Source organism: Pantoea sp. S62 (assembly GCF_016658625.1).
Lineage (GTDB): Bacteria > Pseudomonadota > Gammaproteobacteria > Enterobacterales > Enterobacteriaceae > Pantoea > Pantoea vagans.
This window is the reverse complement of record NZ_JACVVI010000031.1, coordinates 1-20,285: the sequence shown is the minus strand read 5'-3', so window position 1 is coordinate 20,285 and position 20,285 is coordinate 1. Positions and strand designations below refer to the sequence as shown.

The following is a 20,285-nucleotide window of genomic DNA, read 5'->3' as shown; positions in this document are numbered from 1 at the left end:
CTCGGCTACGAACCGAGCGGTCGGAGGTTCGAATCCTCCTGGATGCACCATCTTTTAGTTTTCAAAAATCCCTCAATTTATCGTGGCGTGATTATCGCTAAGATTGTGCCTGACACCACTCTTTTGCATCATTTACCGCCCATGACCCAAAGTTAAGCAAGTTTCCTTATAACCCCTGCAGTTTCTCTCTGGCTTTACCCATACTGTTTTTCTGCTTAACCCGCCTCACTGATTCATCATTCTGACTTAAGCGAATTACAGCGCCTGTTTCACGTGTCAGCACTCTCTGTTTTGCTGCTCACGCCCGTCCGCCGCCGCCTGTCTGCCAAAATAATGTTAAAAAATCGCTGCAAATTCGTACGGTTATCCCTGGCCGCGCACGATCACCTTTATCTGAAAACAAAAATTGCTAATGCTTTCAAAGCATTTGCTGTTCATCCCCCCTGGCGACAACCTGTCCACATTAGGCTAAAGTAATGTCTCATTTGGTGAATGTCCGGAGTGACAATGTACGATCAATATGACGCCCTGATTTTCGATATGGACGGCACGATTCTTGATACTGAGCCGACACATCGAAAAGCGTGGCGTCAGGTACTGGCGCGTTATGGATTAACGCTGGATGAAGCGCGTATTATCGACTTCAATGGCGCTCCCGCCTGGCGGCTGGCGCAGTTCATCATTGAATCCAATCAGTCGTCACTCGACCCTCATCTTCTTGCTGCAGAAAAAACGGCTGCTGTGAAAGCGATGCTGCTGGAAAACGTCAGGCCACTGCCATTAATGGAGGTGGTAAAAGCGTATCACGGGCGTCGTCCGATGGCGGTGGGTACCGGAAGCGAACACAGCATGGCAGAGGCGTTACTGACGCAGCTGGGCGTGCGTGAGCTCTTCTCAGCAGTTGTCGGCGCTGACGACGTTCAGCGTCATAAACCTGAGCCTGAAACCTTCTTACGCTGCGCTGAGCTGCTGGGTGTGGCGCCGGCACGTTGTGTGGTGTTCGAGGATGCGGACTTTGGGATTCAGGCCGCGAAGGCGGCGGGCATGGACGTGGTGGATGTCCGCTTACTGTGAGTGACGTTCTCGCCTATGCCTCGATGTTCGGCAGCAGTTTTCTGAGTGCGACGCTCCTGCCGGGAAGTTCCGAAGCACTGCTGATAGCACTATTGATAGCAAAAAAGACATCAGTTTACGGGTTGCTTTTGGCCGCATCCCTGGGAAACACCTTGGGCGGCTTAACCAACATTCTTATTGGTCGCTTGCTGCCGCTAAAACGTCAGGGGCGATGGCATGACACAGCAATGACGTGGTTGCACCGACTGGGACCTGCAGCACTGTTATTCAGCTGGCTGCCGGTGGTAGGTGATCTGCTCTGCGTTCTCGCAGGCTGGTTACGTTTCGCCTGGCTACCTGCGATGCTGTTTCTCGCCGTCGGCAAAACACTGCGTTATATCGTTATCGCGACTGCCACATTACAGGGTATGCAATGGTGGCATTGATTCGCACAGATTCGAGGCTACGGTTAACATTATGCTGAACAAAAATAAATTATTATCACAGCGGGGGGGTAATGTGATCCCGGACGTATCTAAAGCGCTCTCCTGGCTGGAAGCGCATCCCAATGCCCTGAAAGGTATTGGCCGTGGCATCGAGCGTGAAACGCTGCGTGTACAGGAAAATGGCGATCTGGCAAAAACCGGCCACCCTGAATCTCTGGGCTCGGCGCTGAAGCATGACTGGATCACCACTGACTTTGCCGAAACACTGCTGGAATTTATTACGCCAGTGGATCACAGCATCGATCATATGCTGGCTTTCCTGCGCGATATCCACCGTCACGTTGCCCGTGAACTGGGTGATGAACGCATGTGGCCCTTCAGTATGCCGTGCGAGATTGACGACGCGGACAATATCGAGCTGGCGCAATATGGCACCTCCAATATCGGCAAGATGAAGACGCTCTACCGCGAAGGCCTGAAAAACCGTTACGGCGCGTTGATGCAGACCATCTCCGGCATTCACTATAACTTCTCGCTGCCGCTTTCATTCTGGCAGGAGTGGGCTGACGTGAAAGATCAGGAAAGCGGCAAAGAGACTATCTCAGCGGGCTACCTGCGGCTGATCCGCAACTACTATCGCTTCGGCTGGGTGATCCCGTATCTGTTTGGCGCATCGCCGGCTATCAGCTCCAGCTTCCTGCAGGGCCGTGAGAGTGCGCTGCCGTTCGAAACCAATGACAAAGATACCATGTGGCTGCCGTACGCCACCTCGCTGCGTCTGAGCGATTTAGGCTACACCAATAAATCGCAGAGCTCACTGGGCATCACGTTTAACTCTCTGGAAGGCTATGTCACTGCGCTGAAGAATGCGATCAGAACGCCATCTGAAGAGTATGCGGCGATGGGCACCAAAGATGCTGACGGTAACTGGCTGCAGCTCAATACTAACGTATTGCAGATTGAGAATGAGCTTTATGCGCCAATCCGCCCTAAGCGTGTGACACGCTCGGGTGAAGCACCTTCAGATGCGCTGCTGCGTGGCGGCATTGAATACATTGAAGTGCGCTCGCTGGATATCAACCCGTTCTCTGCCATCGGCGTTGATGAGAATCAGGTTCGCTTCCTCGACCTGTTCCTGATCTGGTGTACCCTGGCGGATGCGCCGGAAATGAGTGCCGATGAGTTGCAGTGCACCCGCAAAAACTGGAACCGGGTGGTGCTGGAAGGGCGTAAACCGGATCAGAAAATTGCTGTGGGCTGTGGAGATGCGGAGCATTCGCTGGTGGAAGTAGGCAAGACCCTGTTTGCCGATCTGCGTCGCGTTGCTGAAGTCTTAGACAGCAATAATCAGGACAGCACGGAATATCAGCAGGTTTGCGATCAACTGGTAGCATCATTCGACGATCCTGAGCTAACCTACTCGGCGCGCATCCTTCAGGTAATGAAGGACAATGGTGTCACCGGAACGGGCGTGGCGCTGGCTGAACAGTACCGCCATCTGCTCTGCGAAGAGCCGCTGGAAGTGCTGACAGAAGACGATTTCACGCGTCAGGCGCAGGAATCTGTTGCTGCACAGCAAGAGCTGGAAGCGAATGATAAGCTGGATTTTGAAGCGTATCTGGCGAGCCGGGAAGGGTAGAAAAGAAAAAGGCCACATCAATGTGGCCAAATTAACATCTCTGTTGTCAGGGATGATGATAACAAATGCGCGTCTTTCATATATTCAGACGTTGGGCGAACAGAAAAGTTTCATCGTTTTAAAAAAAATTCTCAGAACAGGAGGTGACGTATGCCACTACTGGACAGTTTTACCGTTGATCACACCATCATGGGCGCACCGGCAGTACGCGTTGCAAAAACCATGAAGACTCCGCATGGCGATACGATTACCGTCTTTGACCTGCGTTTTTGCCGCCCGAACATTGATATCCTCACTGAGCGTGGCATTCATACGCTGGAGCATCTCTTTGCCGGATTCATGCGTGACCACCTGAATGGTGACGGTGTGGAAATCGTCGATATCTCGCCGATGGGTTGCCGCACCGGCTTCTACATGAGCCTGATTGGTACGCCAGACGAGCAGCGCGTTGCGAAAGCGTGGAAAGGGGCGATGGAAGATGTTCTGAAAGTGAAAGATCAGAACCAGATCCCTGAGCTGAATGAATACCAGTGTGGCAGCTACAAACTGCACTCACTGGACGAAGCGCAGCAGATTGCCCGCAATGTGCTGGCGCATGAGATCGGCGTTAACCGCAACGACGATCTGAAACTGCCTGCTGAAAAGCTGAAAGAACTGCACATCTAGTCAGGACTTCTCTGCTAAAAAAAACGCCGCATCCTGTCGATTGCGGCGTTTTTTTATGGCTTCAGGAACCGACCGATTTTTTCAGGGGCGTCTTTGGCGTAATGCGCACCTGTTTGATCATGTTATCCTGCACGTCCAGAATATCGACGTTGTAGTGGCCTATCTGAACCCGGGTGGCGATGGCGGGGATCTCTTCCAGCGCTTCCAGCAGCATGCCGTTGATGGTGCGGGCTTCCTGCTCTGGCAACTGCCAGTTAAATGCCTTGTTGATTTCACGCACGTTAGCACTGCCCTCAATCAGCACCGAGCCATCATTCTGCGGCATTACTTCTTCTGCCAGCGACGGTGACATGGAGGTGGTAAAGTCACCAACAATCTCCTCCAGAATGTCCTCAATCGTCACCAGCCCTTTAATGTCGCCATATTCATCCACCACCACGCCCGCTTTCTCTTTATTGCGCTGAAACTTCACCAGCTGAGTGTTCAGCGGTGTACCTTCCGGGATGTAGTAGATCTCATCGGCGGCACGCAGCAGTGTCTCTTTGGTGAACTCTTTTTTCTCCGTCATCATGCGCCACGCTTCGCGTACCCGCAGCATGCCGACGCAGTCATCCAGCGAATCCCGGAACAGCACGATGCGGCCGTGTGGCGAGTGACTCAGCTGACGTACGACCGACTTCCAGTCATCGTTGATGTTGATGCCGACGATCTCATTACGCGGCACCATGATGTCGTCAACGCTGACTTTCTCCAGGTCGAGCACAGAGAGCAGCATGTCCTGGTTACGGCGTGACATCAGGCTACGCGATTCATAGACGATGGTACGTAACTCCTCTTTGCTCAGCGCAGAGTTAATGGCACCGTCAGCGCGGATACCCGCTATTCTCATCAGCAGCCGGGTAATGGTGTTGAGCAGCCAGACCAGCGGCAGCATGATGTATTGCAGCGGGACCAGCAGCAGGCTGCTGGGAAAGGCGACGCGCTCGGGATAGAGCGCCGCCACGGTTTTCGGCAGCACTTCGGCAAAGACCAGCACCACAAAGGTCAGGATGCCGGTCGCAATTGCGACGCCTTCATCACCGTGAATACGCATGCCTACGATGGTGGCAAGGGCGGAGGCCAGAATATTGACCAGGTTGTTACCGATTAAAACCAGACTCAGCAGCCGGTCAGGACGACGCAGCAGCTTCTCCACCCGGCGTGCGGCACGATTACCGTTTTTTGCCTGATGGCGCAGCTTATAGCGGTTAAGCGTCATCATTCCGGTTTCCGACCCGGCAAACCAGGCGGAAACCAGGACCATGACGCAGAGAATAATAATCAGCGTGGTGGTTGAAACATTCTCCAACGCAGAACTTCCTTTTTAACGAGAGGTAGGGACAAGCAGATGCTGCAGGATGCGACTGCCGAAGTAAGCCATGGTTAACAGCACCGCACCGCTACAGTTAAACCAGACGACGCGGCGACCACGCCAGCCTTCATGATAGTGCCCCCAGAGCAAAACGATATAAACAAACCACGCAATGATGGAGAGTACGGCTTTATCGACGTTTTCTGCGCTGAAGAGATCCTGCATATAAAACAGACCTGTACAGAGCACCAGCGTCAGCAGCACGACGCCGACCTGGGTAATGTGAAACATCTTACGTTCGATGGTCAGCAGCGGCGGCATATCCTGGGTAAATGCCAGTCGCTTGTTTTTCAGCTGGTAATCAATCCACGCCAGCTGCAGCGCATAGAGCGCGGCAATAATCAGCGTCGCATAGGCGAACAGCGACAGGCCGATATGGATCATCATGCCTGGCGTGGTTTCCAGATGGGTAATGAACGCATTGGGGACGAAGGTGGCGAAGGCCAGATTAATCAGCGCGAAGCTGTAGACAATCGGCAGCAGCAGCCAGCCACGGTTGCGTGACGCCACAATGGTCATGATGGCGCAGATCAACAGGCTCACCAGCGAGCCAATGTTGAGCAGGCTTAAATTCTGTCCGCTATCAACCGCAAATATGCGTTGCTGCAGGGCGACCGCGTGTGTCACCAGCGCCACACAGGCAGAGAACATCGCCATTCGCCGCCAGCCGCCGTTACGTTTCAACAGGCTGGGAATGATAAGGGCAAGACTTAAGGAGTAGGCGAATAGCGCCACTATCGCGAAAACGAACATAGATCCTTTCAGGTCAGTCAGATAAGGAAAAAGGCAGTATAGCGCCAGCCGAAGCAGGCTCCAAACGATCTGAGGGGCAATTGCAGAGATCGCCGAGGCTTCGTGTTATAATCCGCCGCATTCTGCCGATCAGGCACCTCGCGATCTTTTTTTTAGTGAGAGACCATGTTTGATAATTTAACCGATCGTTTGTCGCAAACCCTGCGAAATATCAGCGGCCGCGGAAGGCTGACTGAAGAGAACATCAAAGAGACCCTGCGTGAAGTGCGCATGGCGCTGCTTGAAGCTGACGTTGCACTGCCGGTGGTGCGTGACTTCATCAACCGTGTGAAAGAGAGCGCTGTCGGCCATGATGTGAATAAAAGCCTGACGCCAGGTCAGGAGTTCATCAAAATCGTTCGTAACGAGCTGGTTGCGGCGATGGGTGCAGAGAACAATGCACTCGACCTGGCAGCTCAGCCACCAGCCGTAGTACTGATGGCGGGCCTGCAGGGTGCCGGTAAAACTACCAGCGTCGCTAAGCTGGGTAAGTTCCTGCGTGAGAAACATAAGAAGAAAGTCTTAGTGGTTTCTGCCGACGTCTATCGTCCGGCGGCAATCAAACAGCTGGAAACCCTGGCACAGCAGGTTGGCGTGGATTTCTGTCCGTCCGATCTCAGTCAGAAGCCGGTCGATATCGTTAACAATGCGCTGCGTGAAGCCCGCCTGAAGTTCTACGATGTGCTGCTGGTGGATACCGCCGGTCGTCTGCACGTTGACGAAGCGATGATGGACGAAATCAAACAGGTTCATGCCGCGATTAAACCGGTAGAAACGCTGTTTGTGGTCGATGCCATGACCGGTCAGGATGCCGCAAACACGGCGAAAGCCTTTAATGAAGCGCTGCCGCTGACCGGGGTTATCCTGACCAAGGTCGACGGCGATGCCCGCGGTGGTGCAGCGCTGTCGATTCGCCATATCACCGGCAAGCCGATTAAATTCATGGGTGTCGGCGAAAAAACCGAAGCGCTTGAACCGTTCTATCCTGACCGTATTGCGTCACGTATCCTCGGCATGGGTGACGTGCTGTCACTGATCGAAGATATCGAAAGCAAGGTTGACCGCGACCAGGCGGAGAAACTGGCCAAGAAGCTGAAAACCGGCGACGGTTTTGATCTCAATGACTTCCTTGAGCAGTTGAAGCAGATGCGCAACATGGGCGGCATGGCCAGCCTGATGGGTAAACTGCCGGGTATGGGACAGTTGCCTGACAATGTGAAATCGCAGATGGATGACAAAGTGCTGGTACGCATGGAAGCCATCATCAACTCGATGACGCGCAAAGAGCGTGAGAAACCAGAAATCATCAAAGGCTCGCGCAAGCGCCGCATTGCAACCGGCTCCGGAATGCAGGTGCAGGACGTTAACCGCTTATTGAAGCAGTTCGACGACATGCAGCGTATGATGAAGAAAATGAAGAAGGGCGGTATGGCGAAAATGATGCGCGGCATGAAGGGTATGATGCCGCCAGGATTCCCCGGCCGCTAAGCGTTCCACAAAAAAGCCCGGAAAGGCACGGTTTAGGTTGCTTTTTTCGCCAAAATGAGTAAAATTTTCGGGCTTTTTATACAGCACCCGGACCCCGTTCCTCGATGGGGGCCGGGTGTTTTATTAACTGAAGAGGATGTTATGGTAACAATTCGTTTGGCACGTCACGGCGCTAAAAAGCGTCCGTTCTATCAGGTCGTCGTTACTGACAGCCGCAATGCACGCAACGGTCGTTTCATCGAGCGCGTTGGTTTCTTCAACCCGATCGCATCTGGTCAGGCTGAAGGTCTGCGTCTGGATCTGGACCGTATCGAGCACTGGGTTGGCCAGGGCGCAACACTCTCTGATCGCGTTAACGCGCTGGTCAAAGAAGCTAAGAAAGCAGCTTAATCTGTCACGGTGGTGAGCATGAGCAGACAACTTGCCGCACAGCCTCCTGTTAACCCGATTGTATTGGGTAAGATGGGAGCCGCCTACGGTATTCGCGGCTGGCTCAAAGTGTTTTCCTCCACTGAAGACGCTGAAAGCATCTTCAACTACCAACCCTGGTTCATCCAGCGCGCCGGTAAATGGCAGCAGGTCGAACTGGAAGGTTGGAAGCACCACAATCAGGACCTGATCATCAAAGTCAAAGGCATTGACGATCGGGATGCGGCGGCTCAGTTAACCAATTGCGAAATTCAGGTTGACTCGACGCAGTTGCCATCGCTTGAAGAGGGCGACTACTACTGGAAAGACCTTATGGGCTGCCAGGTAGTTAACCTCGAAGGCTACGAGATGGGTAAAGTCATCGATATGATGGAAACCGGCTCGAACGACGTACTCGTCGTTAAGGCAAACCTGAAAGATGCATTCGGTGCTCAGGAGCGGTTAATTCCGTTTCTTGATGAACAGGTTATCAGGAAAGTCGATCTCTCTACTGGCGTCATTGAGGTAGATTGGGATCCTGGTTTTTGATCTCCGAATCGAACGGTAACGTAACGGCGAATACAATGTGGATTGGTGTTATCAGCCTGTTTCCAGAAATGTTTCGCGCTATTACCGATTACGGGGTAACTGGCCGGGCTGTAAAAAACGGTCTGCTCAGCATTCAGAGCTGGAGTCCTCGTGACTTCACGCACGACCGGCACCGTACCGTGGATGATCGTCCTTACGGCGGCGGACCGGGAATGCTGATGATGGTACAACCCTTACGGGATGCCATCTCCGCAGCGAAAGCAGCGGCAGGTGATGGCGCCAGAGTGATATATCTTTCACCTCAGGGTCGCAAACTGGACCAACAGGGCGTTTGCGAACTGGCGGCACGGGACAAGTTAATTCTGGTCTGTGGCCGTTATGAAGGGATTGATGAGCGCGTAATTCATTCCGAAATTGACGAAGAATGGTCAATCGGTGATTACGTTCTCAGCGGCGGGGAACTGCCAGCAATGACGATGATTGACGCAGTTGCCCGGTTTATTCCAGGCGTACTCGGCAAGCAGGCGTCAGCCGATGAGGATTCGTTCTCTGATGGCTTGCTGGATTGTCCGCACTATACCCGACCTGAAGTGTTAGACGGCGTGGAGGTCCCGGCAGTATTACTGTCAGGTAACCATGCTGATATTCGCCGCTGGCGTCTGAAGCAGTCGCTAGGCCGTACCTGGCTGAGAAGACCTGAACTTCTGGAAAACCTGGCTCTGACTGAAGAGCAAGCAAGGTTGCTGAATGAGTTCCAGCGGGAATCTCAGCAGCAACAAAACGATGATGTGGAAGAGTGATCTTCCCCGACTATCAGTTTACCCAGGATATGAGATTTAATTATGAGCAACATTATCAAGCAAATTGAACAAGAGCAGATGAAACAGGACGTACCTTCCTTCCGCCCGGGTGATTCTGTGGAAGTGAAAGTATGGGTCGTTGAAGGTTCTAAAAAACGTCTGCAGGCATTCGAGGGCGTGGTTATCGCTATTCGTAACCGCGGTCTGCACTCTGCATTCACTGTTCGCAAAATTTCTAACGGCGAAGGCGTTGAGCGTGTATTCCAGACTCATTCACCTGTCATTGACAGCATCGCTGTTAAACGTCGTGGCGCTGTGCGTAAAGCCAAACTGTACTACCTGCGTGAGCGTACTGGTAAGTCTGCTCGTATTAAAGAGCGTCTTAACTAAGGTATCGCTAACGCGACATCTAAAAGTTAATAGCAAACAAGGGGTTGGCGTGATGCCAGCCCCTTTTTTTGTCCTGATGACAACCAGATGGCAGCAGTTAACCGGCATCCGGCCGCTGAAAATGATAAATCGCGGTATTCACCGGCCCCGCCTCTAATACGATCAGGCCATAGCGACAGCCAATAAACTGGCCACCGCACTTCTCCGCTACGCCCCGACTGGCCAGGTTTTCCTCAGCGGCCAGAATTTCAATTACCCGTGTCTCCGGGCGTGAAAATCCGAGCGGCAGCAGCTTTGCTACCGCGCGGCTCGCGATCCCCTGACGCTGTGCATCACTGCGAACCCAGTAGCCAATTGCGCTGGTGTCACCCGGATGACGGGCAAAGCGTATGCCTGCGCCTCCCAGCAGCCGGTCATGTTGATCGACAATCGCAAACTCTTCTGCTTCCTCCTTCATCCGCTGCCAGTGAGTAAAGCGAATCCAGCTTTCTGCTTCTTGAGGCTGATAATCGTGATGCGCCCAGACCATCCAGGGGATCAGGCTGTCCAGAGAGGCATTAACCGCAGCAGTAAATGCGGCTATGTCACTGAGCTCAAACGGTCGCAGATAAATTTTCTGTAGCGATGGGCGCATAACTCTCTCAGTTTCATCAGAATAATTCTTTCATTCTGCCTGCGGGGAGCAGAAACGCAACATGCGAAAGTGTAAACATATAATTACATTGTGATGTCTCGCTGTTTTTTGTGATATTTACTTATAATTATGAATTTAAACGTTATTTAATTGGTGTGTTTCGCGGTATTTGATCTGTGGTAATAAATGTGTACATATAATATTGCACTATGTATTGCCTGTGATACAGTATTTGCATTCCTCAATGAGGAGCCACAATCAGCTAATACGAGCTAAAGGATCGCCATCATGCAAAAAGACGCGCTGAACAATGTGCATATCGCCGGTGAACAGGTACTCATTACGCCTGAAGAGCTGAAAGCGAAGTTTCCACTGACTACTGAACAGCAGGAGCAGGTCGCGGCGTCCCGCCAGACTATCTCTGACATTATTGCCGGCCGCGATCCGCGTCTGCTGGTGGTGTGCGGACCCTGCTCGATTCACGATACTGAAGTGGCGCTTGAATATGCTCATCGTCTGCAAACCCTTTCTGAAGAGCTGAAAGATCAGCTTTATATCGTGATGCGCGTCTATTTTGAAAAGCCTCGTACGACTGTCGGCTGGAAAGGGCTGATTAATGATCCTTACATGGATAACTCGTTTGATATGGAAGTGGGTCTGCACATTGCGCGTCAGCTGCTGGTGAACCTGGTTGAAATGGGCCTGCCGCTGGCGACTGAAGCATTGGATCCGAATAGCCCGCAATACCTGGGCGACCTGTTCAGCTGGTCTGCCATTGGCGCACGGACGACAGAATCTCAGACGCACCGTGAAATGGCCTCGGGCCTGTCGATGCCGGTCGGCTTTAAAAACGGCACCGATGGCAGTCTGGGAACGGCAATCAACGCCATGCGTGCTGCTGCAATGCCGCACCGTTTTGTCGGGATCAATCAGGCTGGTCAGGTCTGCCTGCTGCAGACGCAGGGCAATCCGGATGGTCACGTGATTCTGCGTGGTGGCAAAGCGCCGAACTACGGTCCTGAAGATGTCGCGCAGTGTGAAAAAGAGATGCTCAAAGCGGGACTGCGTCCAGCCTTAATGATAGATTGCAGCCATGGCAATTCGAACAAAGACTACAGCCGTCAGCCTGGCGTAGCGGAATCCGCTATTGCGCAGATCAAAGACGGTAACCGTTCAATCATTGGTCTGATGCTGGAAAGCCATATCAATGAGGGTAATCAGTCTTCTGAACAGCCACGCAGCGAAATGAAGTATGGCGTTTCCGTAACTGATGCCTGCATCAACTGGGAAGTGACCGAAACGTTGCTGCGTGAGATGCATCAGGATCTGCAGGGAGTGCTGTCGGCGCGTCTGTCACAAGAGGTGTAAGAGCAATGGTGGCTGAACTGACCGCGTTACGCGATCAAATTGACAGTGTTGATAAAGCGCTGCTGGATCTGCTGGCTAAACGGCTGGAGCTGGTAGCGGAAGTAGGGGAGGTCAAGAGCCGTTACGGACTACCTATCTATGTCCCTGAACGGGAAGCGTCTATGCTGGCTTCCCGTCGCAAAGAGGCTGAGGCGCTCGGTGTACCACCGGATTTGATAGAGGATGTGCTGCGTCGTGTGATGCGCGAATCCTATACCAGCGAAAATGACAAAGGCTTTAAAACCCTCTGTCCTGAACTGCGCCCGGTGGTGATCGTCGGTGGCAAGGGCCAGATGGGCCGGTTGTTCGAAAAAATGCTCGGGCTGTCAGGCTATACGGTCAAAACGCTGGATAAAGAGGATTGGCCACAGGCTGAGTCACTGCTTAGTGATGCCGGCATGGTGATCATCAGTGTGCCGATTCACCTGACCGAGCAGGTCATTGCTCAGCTGCCGCCACTGCCTGAAGATTGTATCCTGGTCGATCTGGCGTCAGTGAAAAACCGCCCTCTGCAGGCGATGCTGGCCGCTCATAACGGCCCGGTGCTGGGTCTGCATCCGATGTTTGGCCCGGACAGCGGCAGTCTGGCAAAACAGGTGGTGGTCTGGTGTGATGGCCGACAGCCGGAAGCCTACCAGTGGTTCCTGGAGCAGATTCAGGTCTGGGGTGCGCGTCTGCACCGTATCAGCGCGGTTGAGCATGACCAGAACATGGCGTTCATTCAGGCGCTGCGCCACTTTGCTACCTTTGCCTATGGTCTGCATTTAGCTGAAGAGAACGTCAATCTCGATCAGCTATTGGCGCTCTCGTCGCCGATTTACCGGCTGGAACTGGCGATGGTGGGACGATTGTTCGCGCAGGATCCGCAGCTTTATGCGGATATCATCATGTCCTCAGAGAGCAATCTGGCGCTGATCAAACGCTATTACCAGCGGTTTGGCGAAGCAATAGCCCTGCTGGAGCAGGGTGACAAGCATGCGTTTATTGCCAGCTTTAACCGGGTAGAGCAGTGGTTTGGCGATCACGCGAAACGCTTCCTGGTTGAAAGCCGCAGTCTGTTGCGTTCGGCCAATGACAGCCGTCCATAAATGAAGAAGGCATCCAATCGGATGCCTTTTTTCTTTTCTTTTTATTCGCCAGGGTCAACTGGCACCACATTCTCGCTGGGATAGCAGCCCAGCACCTTCAGCGAGCGGGTCATGGTTTGCAGTTCCTGAAGCGCCTGCTGCATCCGCTCTGACTGCAGATTGCCCTGCACATCAATGTAAAACATCTCTTCCCACGGATTGCCATTAATCGGGCGGGACTCCAGCTTGCTCATAATCAGATTGTGCTGACGCAGAACCAGCAGCGCATCGACCAGCGCACCTGCCTGCTGGCCGGTTGCCATGATCAGCGTGGTTTTCGCCGGGACCTGGTCCGACACCTCAATTGGTTTGCGGGCCAGCACGATAAAGCGGGTATGGTTCTGCTGCTGATTGGCCAGATTACGTTCCAGCACCTGCAACTGATAGAGCTCGCCGCCTGCTTCACTGCCCAGCGCTGCCACCTTAGGGGAGTTGAGCGCAGCCACTTTCTCCATCGCTGCTGCGGTACTCTCGGTATATTCGATTTTCCAGTGCGGGAAGCGGTTAATGAACTGGCTGCATTGCTGGAAGGGCTGAGGATGGCTGTACACCGTCTCAATCTGCTGCAGATCGGTAGGGCCATTCACCAGCACGCAGTGGTCGATAGGTAAGGTTAATTCGCCCACGATAGAGAGGCTGGTCTGTTGCAGCAGATCGTAGACGTCGTTAATAGAGCCCGAACTGGTATTCTCAATCGGCATTACGGCGTAATCAGCCACGCCATTTTCCACTTGCTTGATGATGTCGTGAAACTTCAGGCAGCCACACTCCACCATGCTATCGAAATGGCGCGATGCGTAGTTGCGTGCGGCAAGATGTGAGTAAGAGCCTTTCGGACCAAGGAAAGCGATGCGGGCGGCATGCGCATGGGGATGGTTGAGGTTTTTCTGCAGCAGTGCCTGCTGAGTCAGCACGGAATCTTCGATGACCAGCTGGAACAGGCGGGTGATGTAGTGCGCATCCAGTTTGTGCGCTTTACCCAGCACAATCAGATTCTCCAGCAGCGCACGTTCGCGCTCCACATCGCGAATCGGGCGATGCGTTGCCAGTTTCGCTTGCGCGACTTCCACTGCCAGCAGACGACGCTCGGCCAGCAGCGTCAGAAGTTTTTTATCCACTGCGCTGATCTTGTCGCGTAGCGCCAGCAATGGATTGTCGGGATTCATAGGGCTCACCTGTATGCTATCCAATAAAAAAGCCTCCCGGTTGGGAGGCTTCGTTGTTCGTCTTCGCTTTCATTTTCACACGACGAATGGCCTCCCGTTCAGGGGAAGGTAAAAAAGAAAGCGAAGAAAAACAGATCAAGTTTCATGGGAATGTCCGAAAAGAGAGTGACCTGAGAGTAACCGTACTGCTTAAAAGCTGTCAATAAAAAACGCGCCCGAAGGCGCGTTAACAAACTCAGGACTCTTCGTCGGCGGGGATAATATCTTTTACGCTGGCACTGGCGCGGCGTGCTTCAGACTTATGCTGAACTTTATTCAGCTGACGTTCGAGCTTCGCAATCAAATCGTTGATCGCGGTGTACATATCATCATGCTTGGCGCTGGCCACCAGAGTCCCGTTAGGTGTGTTAATGGTGGCGTCAGCCACGAATTCTTTGGGCTCTTTGGACAGGACAATATGCGGGTTAATCAGGTCAGTTTGCCATTTTTCGAGCTTGGCGAGACGGTCTTCAACATGGCTTCGGATTGCCGGAGTAATTTCCATTTGTTTACTGGTAATGTTCAGAATCATCGTTCTTACCTCTCTGTCATTTCCGTCTTGGTCTTTTCAGCATAGCGTGAAAAAGCGTTGAATGTGCGATTTCGATCACGAAAAAATGTCACTTTTTGTCAGTCACGACATTCTGTGAGAAAGGCTGAGAAACTGGCTGAAATGGCTTGAAGCGAAACGATTAACACGGCATGCTTGATGAGTTAGCTCGCTGGCATCAGATCCACTTCTGACTGTTCTTTGAGCAAAAAAAAGCAGCCATCGCAGGCTGCTTTTTTTATGGCTGAAAAACTATCGGGCTATCAGCTGTTGTTCGCTGCAATAATTTTGGCCACTTTGTCTGCTTCAGCGTTGAGCTGCAGATTGCGGTAAGCATTTTCCATCAGCGGCAGCGCATCGTGTGTTGCCTGAGTATCCGGATAATCGCGCATCATACCTTCGACACGGTTAACAACCGCGACATACGCCTCACGCTTAGTATAGAATTGCGCCACTGATAGCTCATATTTCGCCAGGCGGTCTTTCAGATAAACCAGGCGTTTCTGAGCATCAGCCGCATACTGGCTGTTCGGGTAACTGCGCAGCAGCTGGGAGAAGTCGCGGAAGGCATCACGAGCGTGCGTCGGATCGCGGTCAGAACGATCGATACCAAAGAAGCCCTGCAGTGCTGAGTCATCCAGCGCCATATCCGTCAGACCTTTCATATAGATGACATAGTCAATGTTCGGATGTGTGGGGTTAAGACGCATAAAGCGGGCAATGGCAGCCTGAGCCAGGGGCAGATCGGCATTTTTATAGTACGCGTAGATTAAATCCAGCTGCACCTGCTGCGAATAAGGACCGAACGGATAACGATTATCCAGCGCTTCCAGTTGCTTAATCGCGGCTTTAAAGTTACCGTCCTGCAGCTTTTGCTGCGCTGTAGCATAGATTTCAGAAGGCGGGCTGTCCGGTACCGCGTCATTTGAGCCGGAACAACCAACAAGTGCCAGGCTCAGTGTGGCAGCAGCCACCAGATGTTTCATACGCGTCATGACGAAGTGATTATCCTCAAATGTTATGGCGGAAGCTGTCCGTATAGCTCCCGGTAATGACCAGGTACGATAGCACATTATATTAAACGGCATCGCCGTGAAAACCCAACGTTAACGAAGAAGCTGTATATGGCACAACAAGTTCAACTCACCGCAACGGTATCCGAATCACAACTCGGACAACGCTTAGATCAGACTTTGGCGGAATTGTTCCCTGATTATTCACGTTCCCGCATAAAAGAGTGGATCCTCGACCGTCGCGTAACAGTAAACGGCGTCATGGTCGATACACCTAAAGAAAAAGTGCTGGGCGGCGAGCTGGTCGCGATTGACGCTGAGATCGAAGAGGCACAGCGCTGGGAACCGCAAAATCTGCCACTCGACATCGTTTATGAAGATGAAGACATCATCGTCATCAACAAACCACGCGACTTTGTGGTTCACCCTGGCGCCGGTAACCCGGATGGCACGGTACTCAACGCCTTACTTCATCACTATCCGGCGATTATGGATGTGCCACGCGCGGGCATCGTACACCGCCTGGATAAAGACACCACCGGTTTAATGGTGGTGGCGAAAACTGTACCGGCTCAGACGCATCTGGTGGACTCGCTGCAACGTCGCGAAATCACTCGTGAATATGAAGCGGTCGCGATTGGTAATATGACAGCGGGCGGCACGGTTGAGCAGCCTATCAGCCGTCACTCAACCAAACGCACCCACATGGCGGTTCATCCGATGGGTAAGCCGGCGGTGACGCATTACCGCATCATGGAGCACTTCCGCGCGCATACCCGTCTGCGTCTGCGTCTGGAAACGGGTCGTACTCACCAGATCCGTGTGCATATGTCTCACATCAGCCATCCGCTGGTGGGCGATCCGCTTTATGGTGGCCGTCCGCGTCCGCCAAAAGGCGCATCAGAGGCATTTATCACTACGCTGCGCGGTTTTGATCGTCAGGCTCTGCACGCTACCATGCTGCGTCTGTATCACCCTATCAGCGGGATTGAAATGGAATTCCATGCGGCGCTTCCGCAGGATATGGTTGATCTGATCGCGGCGTTAAAAGCAGACACCGAAGAATTTAAAGACCAGATGAACTGGTGATGAATCTGATTACGCCTCAATGGCCCGCTCCGTCACGCGTTCGGGCCTGCTCGACGCAGCGACAGGGTGGCATCAGCACATCGCCCTGGGATGCACTGAATCTCGGCGGTCACGTAGGGGATAATCCGGATACGGTAACGCGTAACCGGCAGTTGCTGGTTGAAGAGGCGGGCTTGCCTGCGATGCCGCAGTGGCTGGATCAGGTTCATGGCACGGAGGTTGGGCGTCTGGCTGCAGGAGAAGGTACGCCATTACGTGCCGATGCCTGTATCACCGATCAGCCCGGCGTCGTCTGCGCCATCATGACCGCTGACTGCCTCCCGGTTCTGTTCTGTTCGCAGGATGGGACGGAAGTGGCGGCAGCACATGCAGGCTGGCGCGGACTGTGTGCGGGTGTACTGGAAAATACGCTGGCGCAGTTTCGTTCCCCGCCGGACCAGATCCATGCCTGGCTGGGTCCGGCAATCGGGCCCGATGCATTTGAGGTCGGTGCAGAAGTACGTGAGGCCTTTATGGCTCAGGATCCTCGCGCCGTGCAGGCTTTCCGCCCCTCAGGCGAGAAATTTTACGCTGATATCTGGCTGCTGGCGCGTAGGCGACTGCAGGCTGCAGGCGTGAAATCAATCAGTGCCGACAGCCGTTGTACCTTTACGCAGCGCGACGATTTCTTCTCCTTCCGCCGCGATGGGATCACCGGGCGTATGGCAACTTTGATCTGGCTGTTATAACCTTACGCCATAAGACGGTCCAGTTAGCGTATTTTTTACTCAAATCTCAGGTCATTAACCTTGAAATTTTTGAGGGATGACCTCATTTAATCTCCAGTAGCATTTTGACCTGTAATGGGAGGAATTATGCGTCTGGATCGTCTTACTAACAAATTTCAGCTGGCTCTCGCCGACGCGCAGTCCCTGGCTCTGGGACACGACAACCAATTCATTGAACCTCTGCACCTGATGAGCGCGTTGCTCAAACAGGAAGGCGGATCGGTTTCACCTTTACTGACTTCTGCGGGTGTCAACGTTACCCCCTTACGCGTTCAGGTTGAGCAGGCCATCGATCGCCTGCCACAAGTTGAAGGCAGCGAAGGGGATGTACAACCCTCATCTGACCTCGTCCGGGTATTAAACCTGTGTGACAAGCTGGCGCAGAAGCGCAACGATAACTTTATTTCATCCGAATTATTTGTTCTGGCCGCCCTTGAATCTCGTGGTTCACTGGCCGATCTGCTTAAAGCAGCGGGCGCAACGCGCGAAAAAATCACCAGTGCGATTGAACAGATGCGGGGAGGAGACAACGTGAACGATCAGGGGGCTGAAGATCAGCGCCAGGCATTGAAGAAATACACTATTGATCTGACCGAGCGTGCCGAGAAGGGCAAACTCGATCCGGTCATCGGCCGCGACGAAGAGATTCGCCGCACCATTCAGGTTCTGCAGCGCCGTACTAAAAATAACCCGGTGCTGATTGGTGAGCCTGGCGTGGGTAAAACCGCGATTGTCGAAGGGCTGGCGCAGCGCATCATTAACGGCGAAGTCCCTGAAGGTCTGAAAGGCCGCAGGGTACTGGCGCTGGATATGGGTGCGCTTGTGGCCGGGGCGAAATATCGCGGTGAATTCGAAGAGCGTCTGAAAGGCGTGCTGAGTGACCTGTCGAAGCAGGAAGGCAACGTCATTCTGTTTATTGACGAACTTCATACCATGGTAGGCGCCGGTAAAGCGGACGGTGCAATGGACGCCGGTAACATGCTTAAGCCTGCGCTGGCGCGTGGTGAACTGCACTGCGTGGGCGCCACTACGCTGGATGAGTACCGTCAGTACATTGAAAAAGATGCTGCGCTGGAGCGTCGTTTCCAGAAAGTCTTTGTGGCTGAGCCGAGTGTGGAAGACACCATCGCTATTCTGCGTGGCCTGAAAGAGCGTTACGAACTGCATCACCATGTGCAGATTACTGACCCGGCGATTGTCGCAGCGGCGACGCTGTCTCATCGTTACATTGCTGATCGCCAGTTGCCGGATAAAGCGATTGACCTGATTGATGAGGCGGCATCCAGCATTCGTATGCAGATGGACTCGAAGCCGGAGTCACTGGATCGTCTTGAGCGCCGCATCATTCAACTGAAGCTGGAGCAGCAGGCGCTGAAGAAAGAGGCGGATGATGCCAGTATCAAACGTCTGGAGATGCTGGAAACTGAGCTGAACCAGAAAGAGCGCGAATATGCCGAGCTGGAAGATGAGTGGAAGACTGAGAAAGCTTCGCTGTCGGGCACGCAGAATATTAAAGCTGAACTTGAGCAGGCGCGTCTGAACTTAGAGCAGGCTCGTCGTCAGGGCGATCTCGCTCAGATGTCAGAACTGCAGTACGGTAAAATTCCGGAACTGGAAAAACAGCTAGCCGCAGCGACCCAGGCGGAAGGCAAAACCATGAAGTTACTGCGCAACCGCGTAACGGATGTGGAGATTGCGGATGTGCTGGCGCGCTGGACCGGTATCCCGGTGGCGCGAATGATGCAAGGTGAGCGCGATAAGTTACTGCGCATGGAACAGGATCTGCACGGCCGGGTCATCGGACAGGATGAAGCGGTTGAAGCGGTATCCAATGCCATCCGCCGTAGTCGCGCTGGCCTGTCAGATCCTAACCGGCCAATTGGTTCTTTCCTGTTCCTGGGACCTACCGGGGTAGGTAAGACCGAACTGTGTAAATCGCTGGCTAACTTCCTGTTCGACAGTGACGATGCGATGGTGCGTATCGACATGTCCGAATTTATGGAAAAACATTCGGTGTCGCGGCTGGTGGGCGCACCTCCGGGCTATGTCGGCTATGAAGAGGGCGGTTATCTGACCGAAGCGGTACGTCGTCGTCCTTATTCGGTCATTCTGCTGGATGAAGTTGAGAAGGCGCATCCTGATGTCTTCAACATTCTGCTGCAGGTGCTGGATGATGGGCGTCTGACGGATGGGCAGGGTCGTACGGTCGACTTCCGTAACAGTGTGGTGATCATGACCTCTAACCTGGGATCAGATTTAATCCAGGAACGGTTCGGCAATCTCAGCTACCCGGAAATGAAAGATATTGTGATGGGTGTGGTCGGACAGCATTTCCGTCCGGAATTCGTCAACCGTATTGATGAAGTGGTCGTCTTCCATCCGCTGGCAGAAAAACACATTGCGTCTATTGCGCAGATTCAGCTGCAGCGGTTGTATAAACGTCTGGATGAACGTGGTTATCAGCTGCACATCTCAGAGGATGCGATCAAACTGCTGGCCGAGAACGGATATGATCCGGTCTATGGTGCACGACCTCTCAAACGTGCGATACAGCAGCAGATTGAGAACCCGCTGGCTCAGCAGATCCTTGCCGGTTCGCTGGTGCCAGGCAAAACCATCGAAATGGATGTGGAAAACGACGTCATTACTGCACATCAGTAATAATGTGAGTTGAAAAACGGGCCACTGGCCCGTTTTTTTTGCCCTTTTGCGGGGTTTTTGCTTATTTAGCATACCTTTTGAGTGCAAATTGAACGGTCAGTAAAAAAGTTATCATTTGCACTTGCGCTATCTGAGCCGTTCCCTATAATGCGCCTCCATCGACACGGAACACCGGCAACGGGAAACGGGT

21 protein-coding genes and 1 other annotated feature are annotated in these 20,285 nt (G+C 53.1%); of the genes, 14 read left to right on the top strand and 7 right to left on the bottom strand.

Annotation, left to right across the window (positions count from 1 at the left end; all coding sequences use genetic code 11):
- The first annotated feature begins 507 nt into the window (after positions 1–507).
- The 4 genes from yqaB (at position 508) to luxS (ending at position 3,804) form a co-directional block, all read left to right on the top strand.
- Entirely contained in the window at positions 508–1,074 is a 567-nt protein-coding gene (yqaB, locus tag IBT54_RS24320) for a fructose-1-phosphate/6-phosphogluconate phosphatase (RefSeq protein ID WP_013358824.1), read from the top strand.
- Complete coding sequence (locus IBT54_RS24315; RefSeq protein ID WP_033783952.1) at positions 1,071–1,499, top strand: YqaA family protein; 429 nt, start codon at positions 1,071–1,073, stop codon at positions 1,497–1,499. The genes yqaB and IBT54_RS24315 overlap by 4 nt, the downstream gene beginning before the upstream one ends.
- Before the next feature lie 31 nt (positions 1,500–1,530).
- Positions 1,531–3,138: a glutamate--cysteine ligase gene (gene gshA, locus IBT54_RS24310; RefSeq protein WP_201253248.1), complete on the top strand. Its 1,608-nt coding sequence runs from the start codon at positions 1,531–1,533 to the stop codon at positions 3,136–3,138.
- 150 nt (positions 3,139–3,288) lie between these two features.
- Positions 3,289–3,804: an S-ribosylhomocysteine lyase gene (gene luxS / locus IBT54_RS24305; protein WP_003849049.1), complete on the top strand. Its 516-nt coding sequence runs from the start codon at positions 3,289–3,291 to the stop codon at positions 3,802–3,804.
- A 61-nt stretch (positions 3,805–3,865) separates the two neighbouring features.
- On the opposite strand, the gene IBT54_RS24300 is transcribed toward luxS, so the two are convergent.
- Both IBT54_RS24300 and IBT54_RS24295 read right to left on the bottom strand, forming a co-directional pair.
- Positions 3,866–5,152 carry an HlyC/CorC family transporter gene (locus IBT54_RS24300; protein ID WP_013358821.1) on the bottom strand — a complete coding sequence of 429 codons (1,287 nt, stop codon included), beginning with the start codon at positions 5,150–5,152 and terminating at the stop codon, positions 3,866–3,868.
- Positions 5,153–5,167: 15 nt separating this feature from the next.
- On the bottom strand, positions 5,168–5,968 hold the full coding sequence (locus IBT54_RS24295) for an inner membrane protein YpjD (protein WP_013358820.1): 801 nt from the start codon (positions 5,966–5,968) through the stop codon (positions 5,168–5,170).
- A 165-nt stretch (positions 5,969–6,133) separates the two neighbouring features.
- Between IBT54_RS24295 and ffh the strand changes: the two genes are divergently transcribed.
- The 5 genes from ffh (at position 6,134) to rplS (ending at position 9,642) form a co-directional block, all read left to right on the top strand.
- Entirely contained in the window at positions 6,134–7,495 is a 1,362-nt protein-coding gene (gene ffh, locus IBT54_RS24290) for a signal recognition particle protein (RefSeq protein ID WP_013358819.1), read from the top strand.
- A 141-nt stretch (positions 7,496–7,636) separates the two neighbouring features.
- A complete protein-coding gene (gene rpsP, locus IBT54_RS24285) occupies positions 7,637–7,885 on the top strand; it encodes a 30S ribosomal protein S16 (protein ID WP_003849041.1) in 249 nt (82 codons plus the stop codon).
- An 18-nt stretch (positions 7,886–7,903) separates the two neighbouring features.
- Positions 7,904–8,452 (top strand): ribosome maturation factor RimM, encoded by a 549-nt coding sequence (gene rimM, locus IBT54_RS24280; protein ID WP_013358818.1) that lies wholly within the window; start codon positions 7,904–7,906, stop codon positions 8,450–8,452.
- Positions 8,453–8,487: 35 nt separating this feature from the next.
- The gene (gene trmD, locus IBT54_RS24275) at positions 8,488–9,252 is read left to right on the top strand and encodes a tRNA (guanosine(37)-N1)-methyltransferase TrmD (protein WP_013358817.1); all 765 of its coding nucleotides are present in this window, start codon (positions 8,488–8,490) and stop codon (positions 9,250–9,252) included.
- A gap of 42 nt (positions 9,253–9,294) precedes the next feature.
- Entirely contained in the window at positions 9,295–9,642 is a 348-nt protein-coding gene (gene rplS / locus IBT54_RS24270; protein WP_003849035.1) for a 50S ribosomal protein L19, read from the top strand.
- Between the two features lie 97 nt (positions 9,643–9,739).
- Here rplS and IBT54_RS24265 read toward each other — a convergent pair whose 3' ends face one another.
- The gene (locus tag IBT54_RS24265; protein WP_201253247.1) at positions 9,740–10,276 is read right to left on the bottom strand and encodes a GNAT family N-acetyltransferase; all 537 of its coding nucleotides are present in this window, start codon (positions 10,274–10,276) and stop codon (positions 9,740–9,742) included.
- A gap of 288 nt (positions 10,277–10,564) precedes the next feature.
- Here IBT54_RS24265 and IBT54_RS24260 point away from each other — a divergent pair, with 288 nt between their 5' ends.
- Together IBT54_RS24260 and tyrA are read left to right on the top strand one after the other, a co-directional pair.
- Positions 10,565–11,644, top strand: a complete 1,080-nt coding sequence (locus IBT54_RS24260) for a 3-deoxy-7-phosphoheptulonate synthase (protein ID WP_201253246.1) — start codon at positions 10,565–10,567, stop codon at positions 11,642–11,644.
- A 5-nt stretch (positions 11,645–11,649) separates the two neighbouring features.
- Complete coding sequence (gene tyrA, locus IBT54_RS24255) at positions 11,650–12,771, top strand: bifunctional chorismate mutase/prephenate dehydrogenase (protein WP_201253245.1); 1,122 nt, start codon at positions 11,650–11,652, stop codon at positions 12,769–12,771.
- Positions 12,772–12,812: 41 nt separating this feature from the next.
- On the opposite strand, the gene pheA is transcribed toward tyrA, so the two are convergent.
- The 4 genes from pheA to bamD all read right to left on the bottom strand — a co-directional run bounded on the left by pheA (position 12,813) and on the right by bamD (position 15,560).
- Positions 12,813–13,976, bottom strand: a complete 1,164-nt coding sequence (gene pheA / locus IBT54_RS24250) for a bifunctional chorismate mutase/prephenate dehydratase (RefSeq protein WP_013358813.1) — start codon at positions 13,974–13,976, stop codon at positions 12,813–12,815.
- A gap of 22 nt (positions 13,977–13,998) precedes the next feature.
- Positions 13,999–14,123: a sequence feature (Phe leader region), on the bottom strand.
- A complete protein-coding gene (pheL, locus tag IBT54_RS24245; RefSeq protein WP_187507180.1) occupies positions 14,075–14,122 on the bottom strand; it encodes a pheA operon leader peptide PheL in 48 nt (15 codons plus the stop codon). Its footprint overlaps the feature before it by 48 nt.
- Positions 14,124–14,211: 88 nt before the next feature.
- Positions 14,212–14,547 (bottom strand): ribosome-associated translation inhibitor RaiA, encoded by a 336-nt coding sequence (gene raiA / locus IBT54_RS24240; RefSeq protein WP_013358812.1) that lies wholly within the window; start codon positions 14,545–14,547, stop codon positions 14,212–14,214.
- Positions 14,548–14,828: 281 nt separating this feature from the next.
- A complete protein-coding gene (gene bamD, locus IBT54_RS24235; RefSeq protein ID WP_009086788.1) occupies positions 14,829–15,560 on the bottom strand; it encodes an outer membrane protein assembly factor BamD in 732 nt (243 codons plus the stop codon).
- A 129-nt stretch (positions 15,561–15,689) separates the two neighbouring features.
- Between bamD and rluD the strand changes: the two genes are divergently transcribed.
- The 3 genes from rluD to clpB all read left to right on the top strand — a co-directional run bounded on the left by rluD (position 15,690) and on the right by clpB (position 20,095).
- Positions 15,690–16,667 (top strand): 23S rRNA pseudouridine(1911/1915/1917) synthase RluD, encoded by a 978-nt coding sequence (rluD, locus tag IBT54_RS24230; protein ID WP_013358810.1) that lies wholly within the window; start codon positions 15,690–15,692, stop codon positions 16,665–16,667.
- The gene (yfiH, locus tag IBT54_RS24225) at positions 16,667–17,395 is read left to right on the top strand and encodes a purine nucleoside phosphorylase YfiH (RefSeq protein ID WP_013358809.1); all 729 of its coding nucleotides are present in this window, start codon (positions 16,667–16,669) and stop codon (positions 17,393–17,395) included. The genes rluD and yfiH overlap by 1 nt, the downstream gene beginning before the upstream one ends.
- 114 nt (positions 17,396–17,509) lie before the next feature.
- On the top strand, positions 17,510–20,095 hold the full coding sequence (clpB, locus tag IBT54_RS24220) for an ATP-dependent chaperone ClpB (protein ID WP_201253244.1): 2,586 nt from the start codon (positions 17,510–17,512) through the stop codon (positions 20,093–20,095).
- Positions 20,096–20,285 lie beyond the last annotated feature (190 nt).

Excerpts from the sequence above, each read along its gene's own strand:
- ffh (WP_013358819.1), top strand. The coding sequence starts at position 6,134 with ATGTTTGATAATTTAACCGATCGTTTGTCGCAAACCCTGCGAAATATC.
- rpsP (WP_003849041.1), top strand. The coding sequence starts at position 7,637 with ATGGTAACAATTCGTTTGGCACGTCACGGCGCTAAAAAGCGTCCGTTC.
- trmD (WP_013358817.1), top strand. The coding sequence starts at position 8,488 with ATGTGGATTGGTGTTATCAGCCTGTTTCCAGAAATGTTTCGCGCTATT.
- gshA (WP_201253248.1), top strand. The coding sequence starts at position 1,531 with ATGCTGAACAAAAATAAATTATTATCACAGCGGGGGGGTAATGTGATC.
- rluD (WP_013358810.1), top strand. The coding sequence starts at position 15,690 with ATGGCACAACAAGTTCAACTCACCGCAACGGTATCCGAATCACAACTC.
- luxS (WP_003849049.1), top strand. The coding sequence starts at position 3,289 with ATGCCACTACTGGACAGTTTTACCGTTGATCACACCATCATGGGCGCA.
- yfiH (WP_013358809.1), top strand. The coding sequence starts at position 16,667 with ATGAATCTGATTACGCCTCAATGGCCCGCTCCGTCACGCGTTCGGGCC.
- rplS (WP_003849035.1), top strand. The coding sequence starts at position 9,295 with ATGAGCAACATTATCAAGCAAATTGAACAAGAGCAGATGAAACAGGAC.
- raiA (WP_013358812.1), bottom strand. The coding sequence starts at position 14,547 with ATGATTCTGAACATTACCAGTAAACAAATGGAAATTACTCCGGCAATC.
- clpB (WP_201253244.1), top strand. The coding sequence starts at position 17,510 with ATGGGAGGAATTATGCGTCTGGATCGTCTTACTAACAAATTTCAGCTG.
- IBT54_RS24295 (WP_013358820.1), bottom strand. The coding sequence starts at position 5,968 with ATGTTCGTTTTCGCGATAGTGGCGCTATTCGCCTACTCCTTAAGTCTT.
- yqaB (WP_013358824.1), top strand. The coding sequence starts at position 508 with ATGTACGATCAATATGACGCCCTGATTTTCGATATGGACGGCACGATT.
- IBT54_RS24265 (WP_201253247.1), bottom strand. The coding sequence starts at position 10,276 with ATGCGCCCATCGCTACAGAAAATTTATCTGCGACCGTTTGAGCTCAGT.
- bamD (WP_009086788.1), bottom strand. The coding sequence starts at position 15,560 with ATGACGCGTATGAAACATCTGGTGGCTGCTGCCACACTGAGCCTGGCA.
- rimM (WP_013358818.1), top strand. The coding sequence starts at position 7,904 with ATGAGCAGACAACTTGCCGCACAGCCTCCTGTTAACCCGATTGTATTG.
- IBT54_RS24260 (WP_201253246.1), top strand. The coding sequence starts at position 10,565 with ATGCAAAAAGACGCGCTGAACAATGTGCATATCGCCGGTGAACAGGTA.
- pheA (WP_013358813.1), bottom strand. The coding sequence starts at position 13,976 with ATGAATCCCGACAATCCATTGCTGGCGCTACGCGACAAGATCAGCGCA.
- tyrA (WP_201253245.1), top strand. The coding sequence starts at position 11,650 with ATGGTGGCTGAACTGACCGCGTTACGCGATCAAATTGACAGTGTTGAT.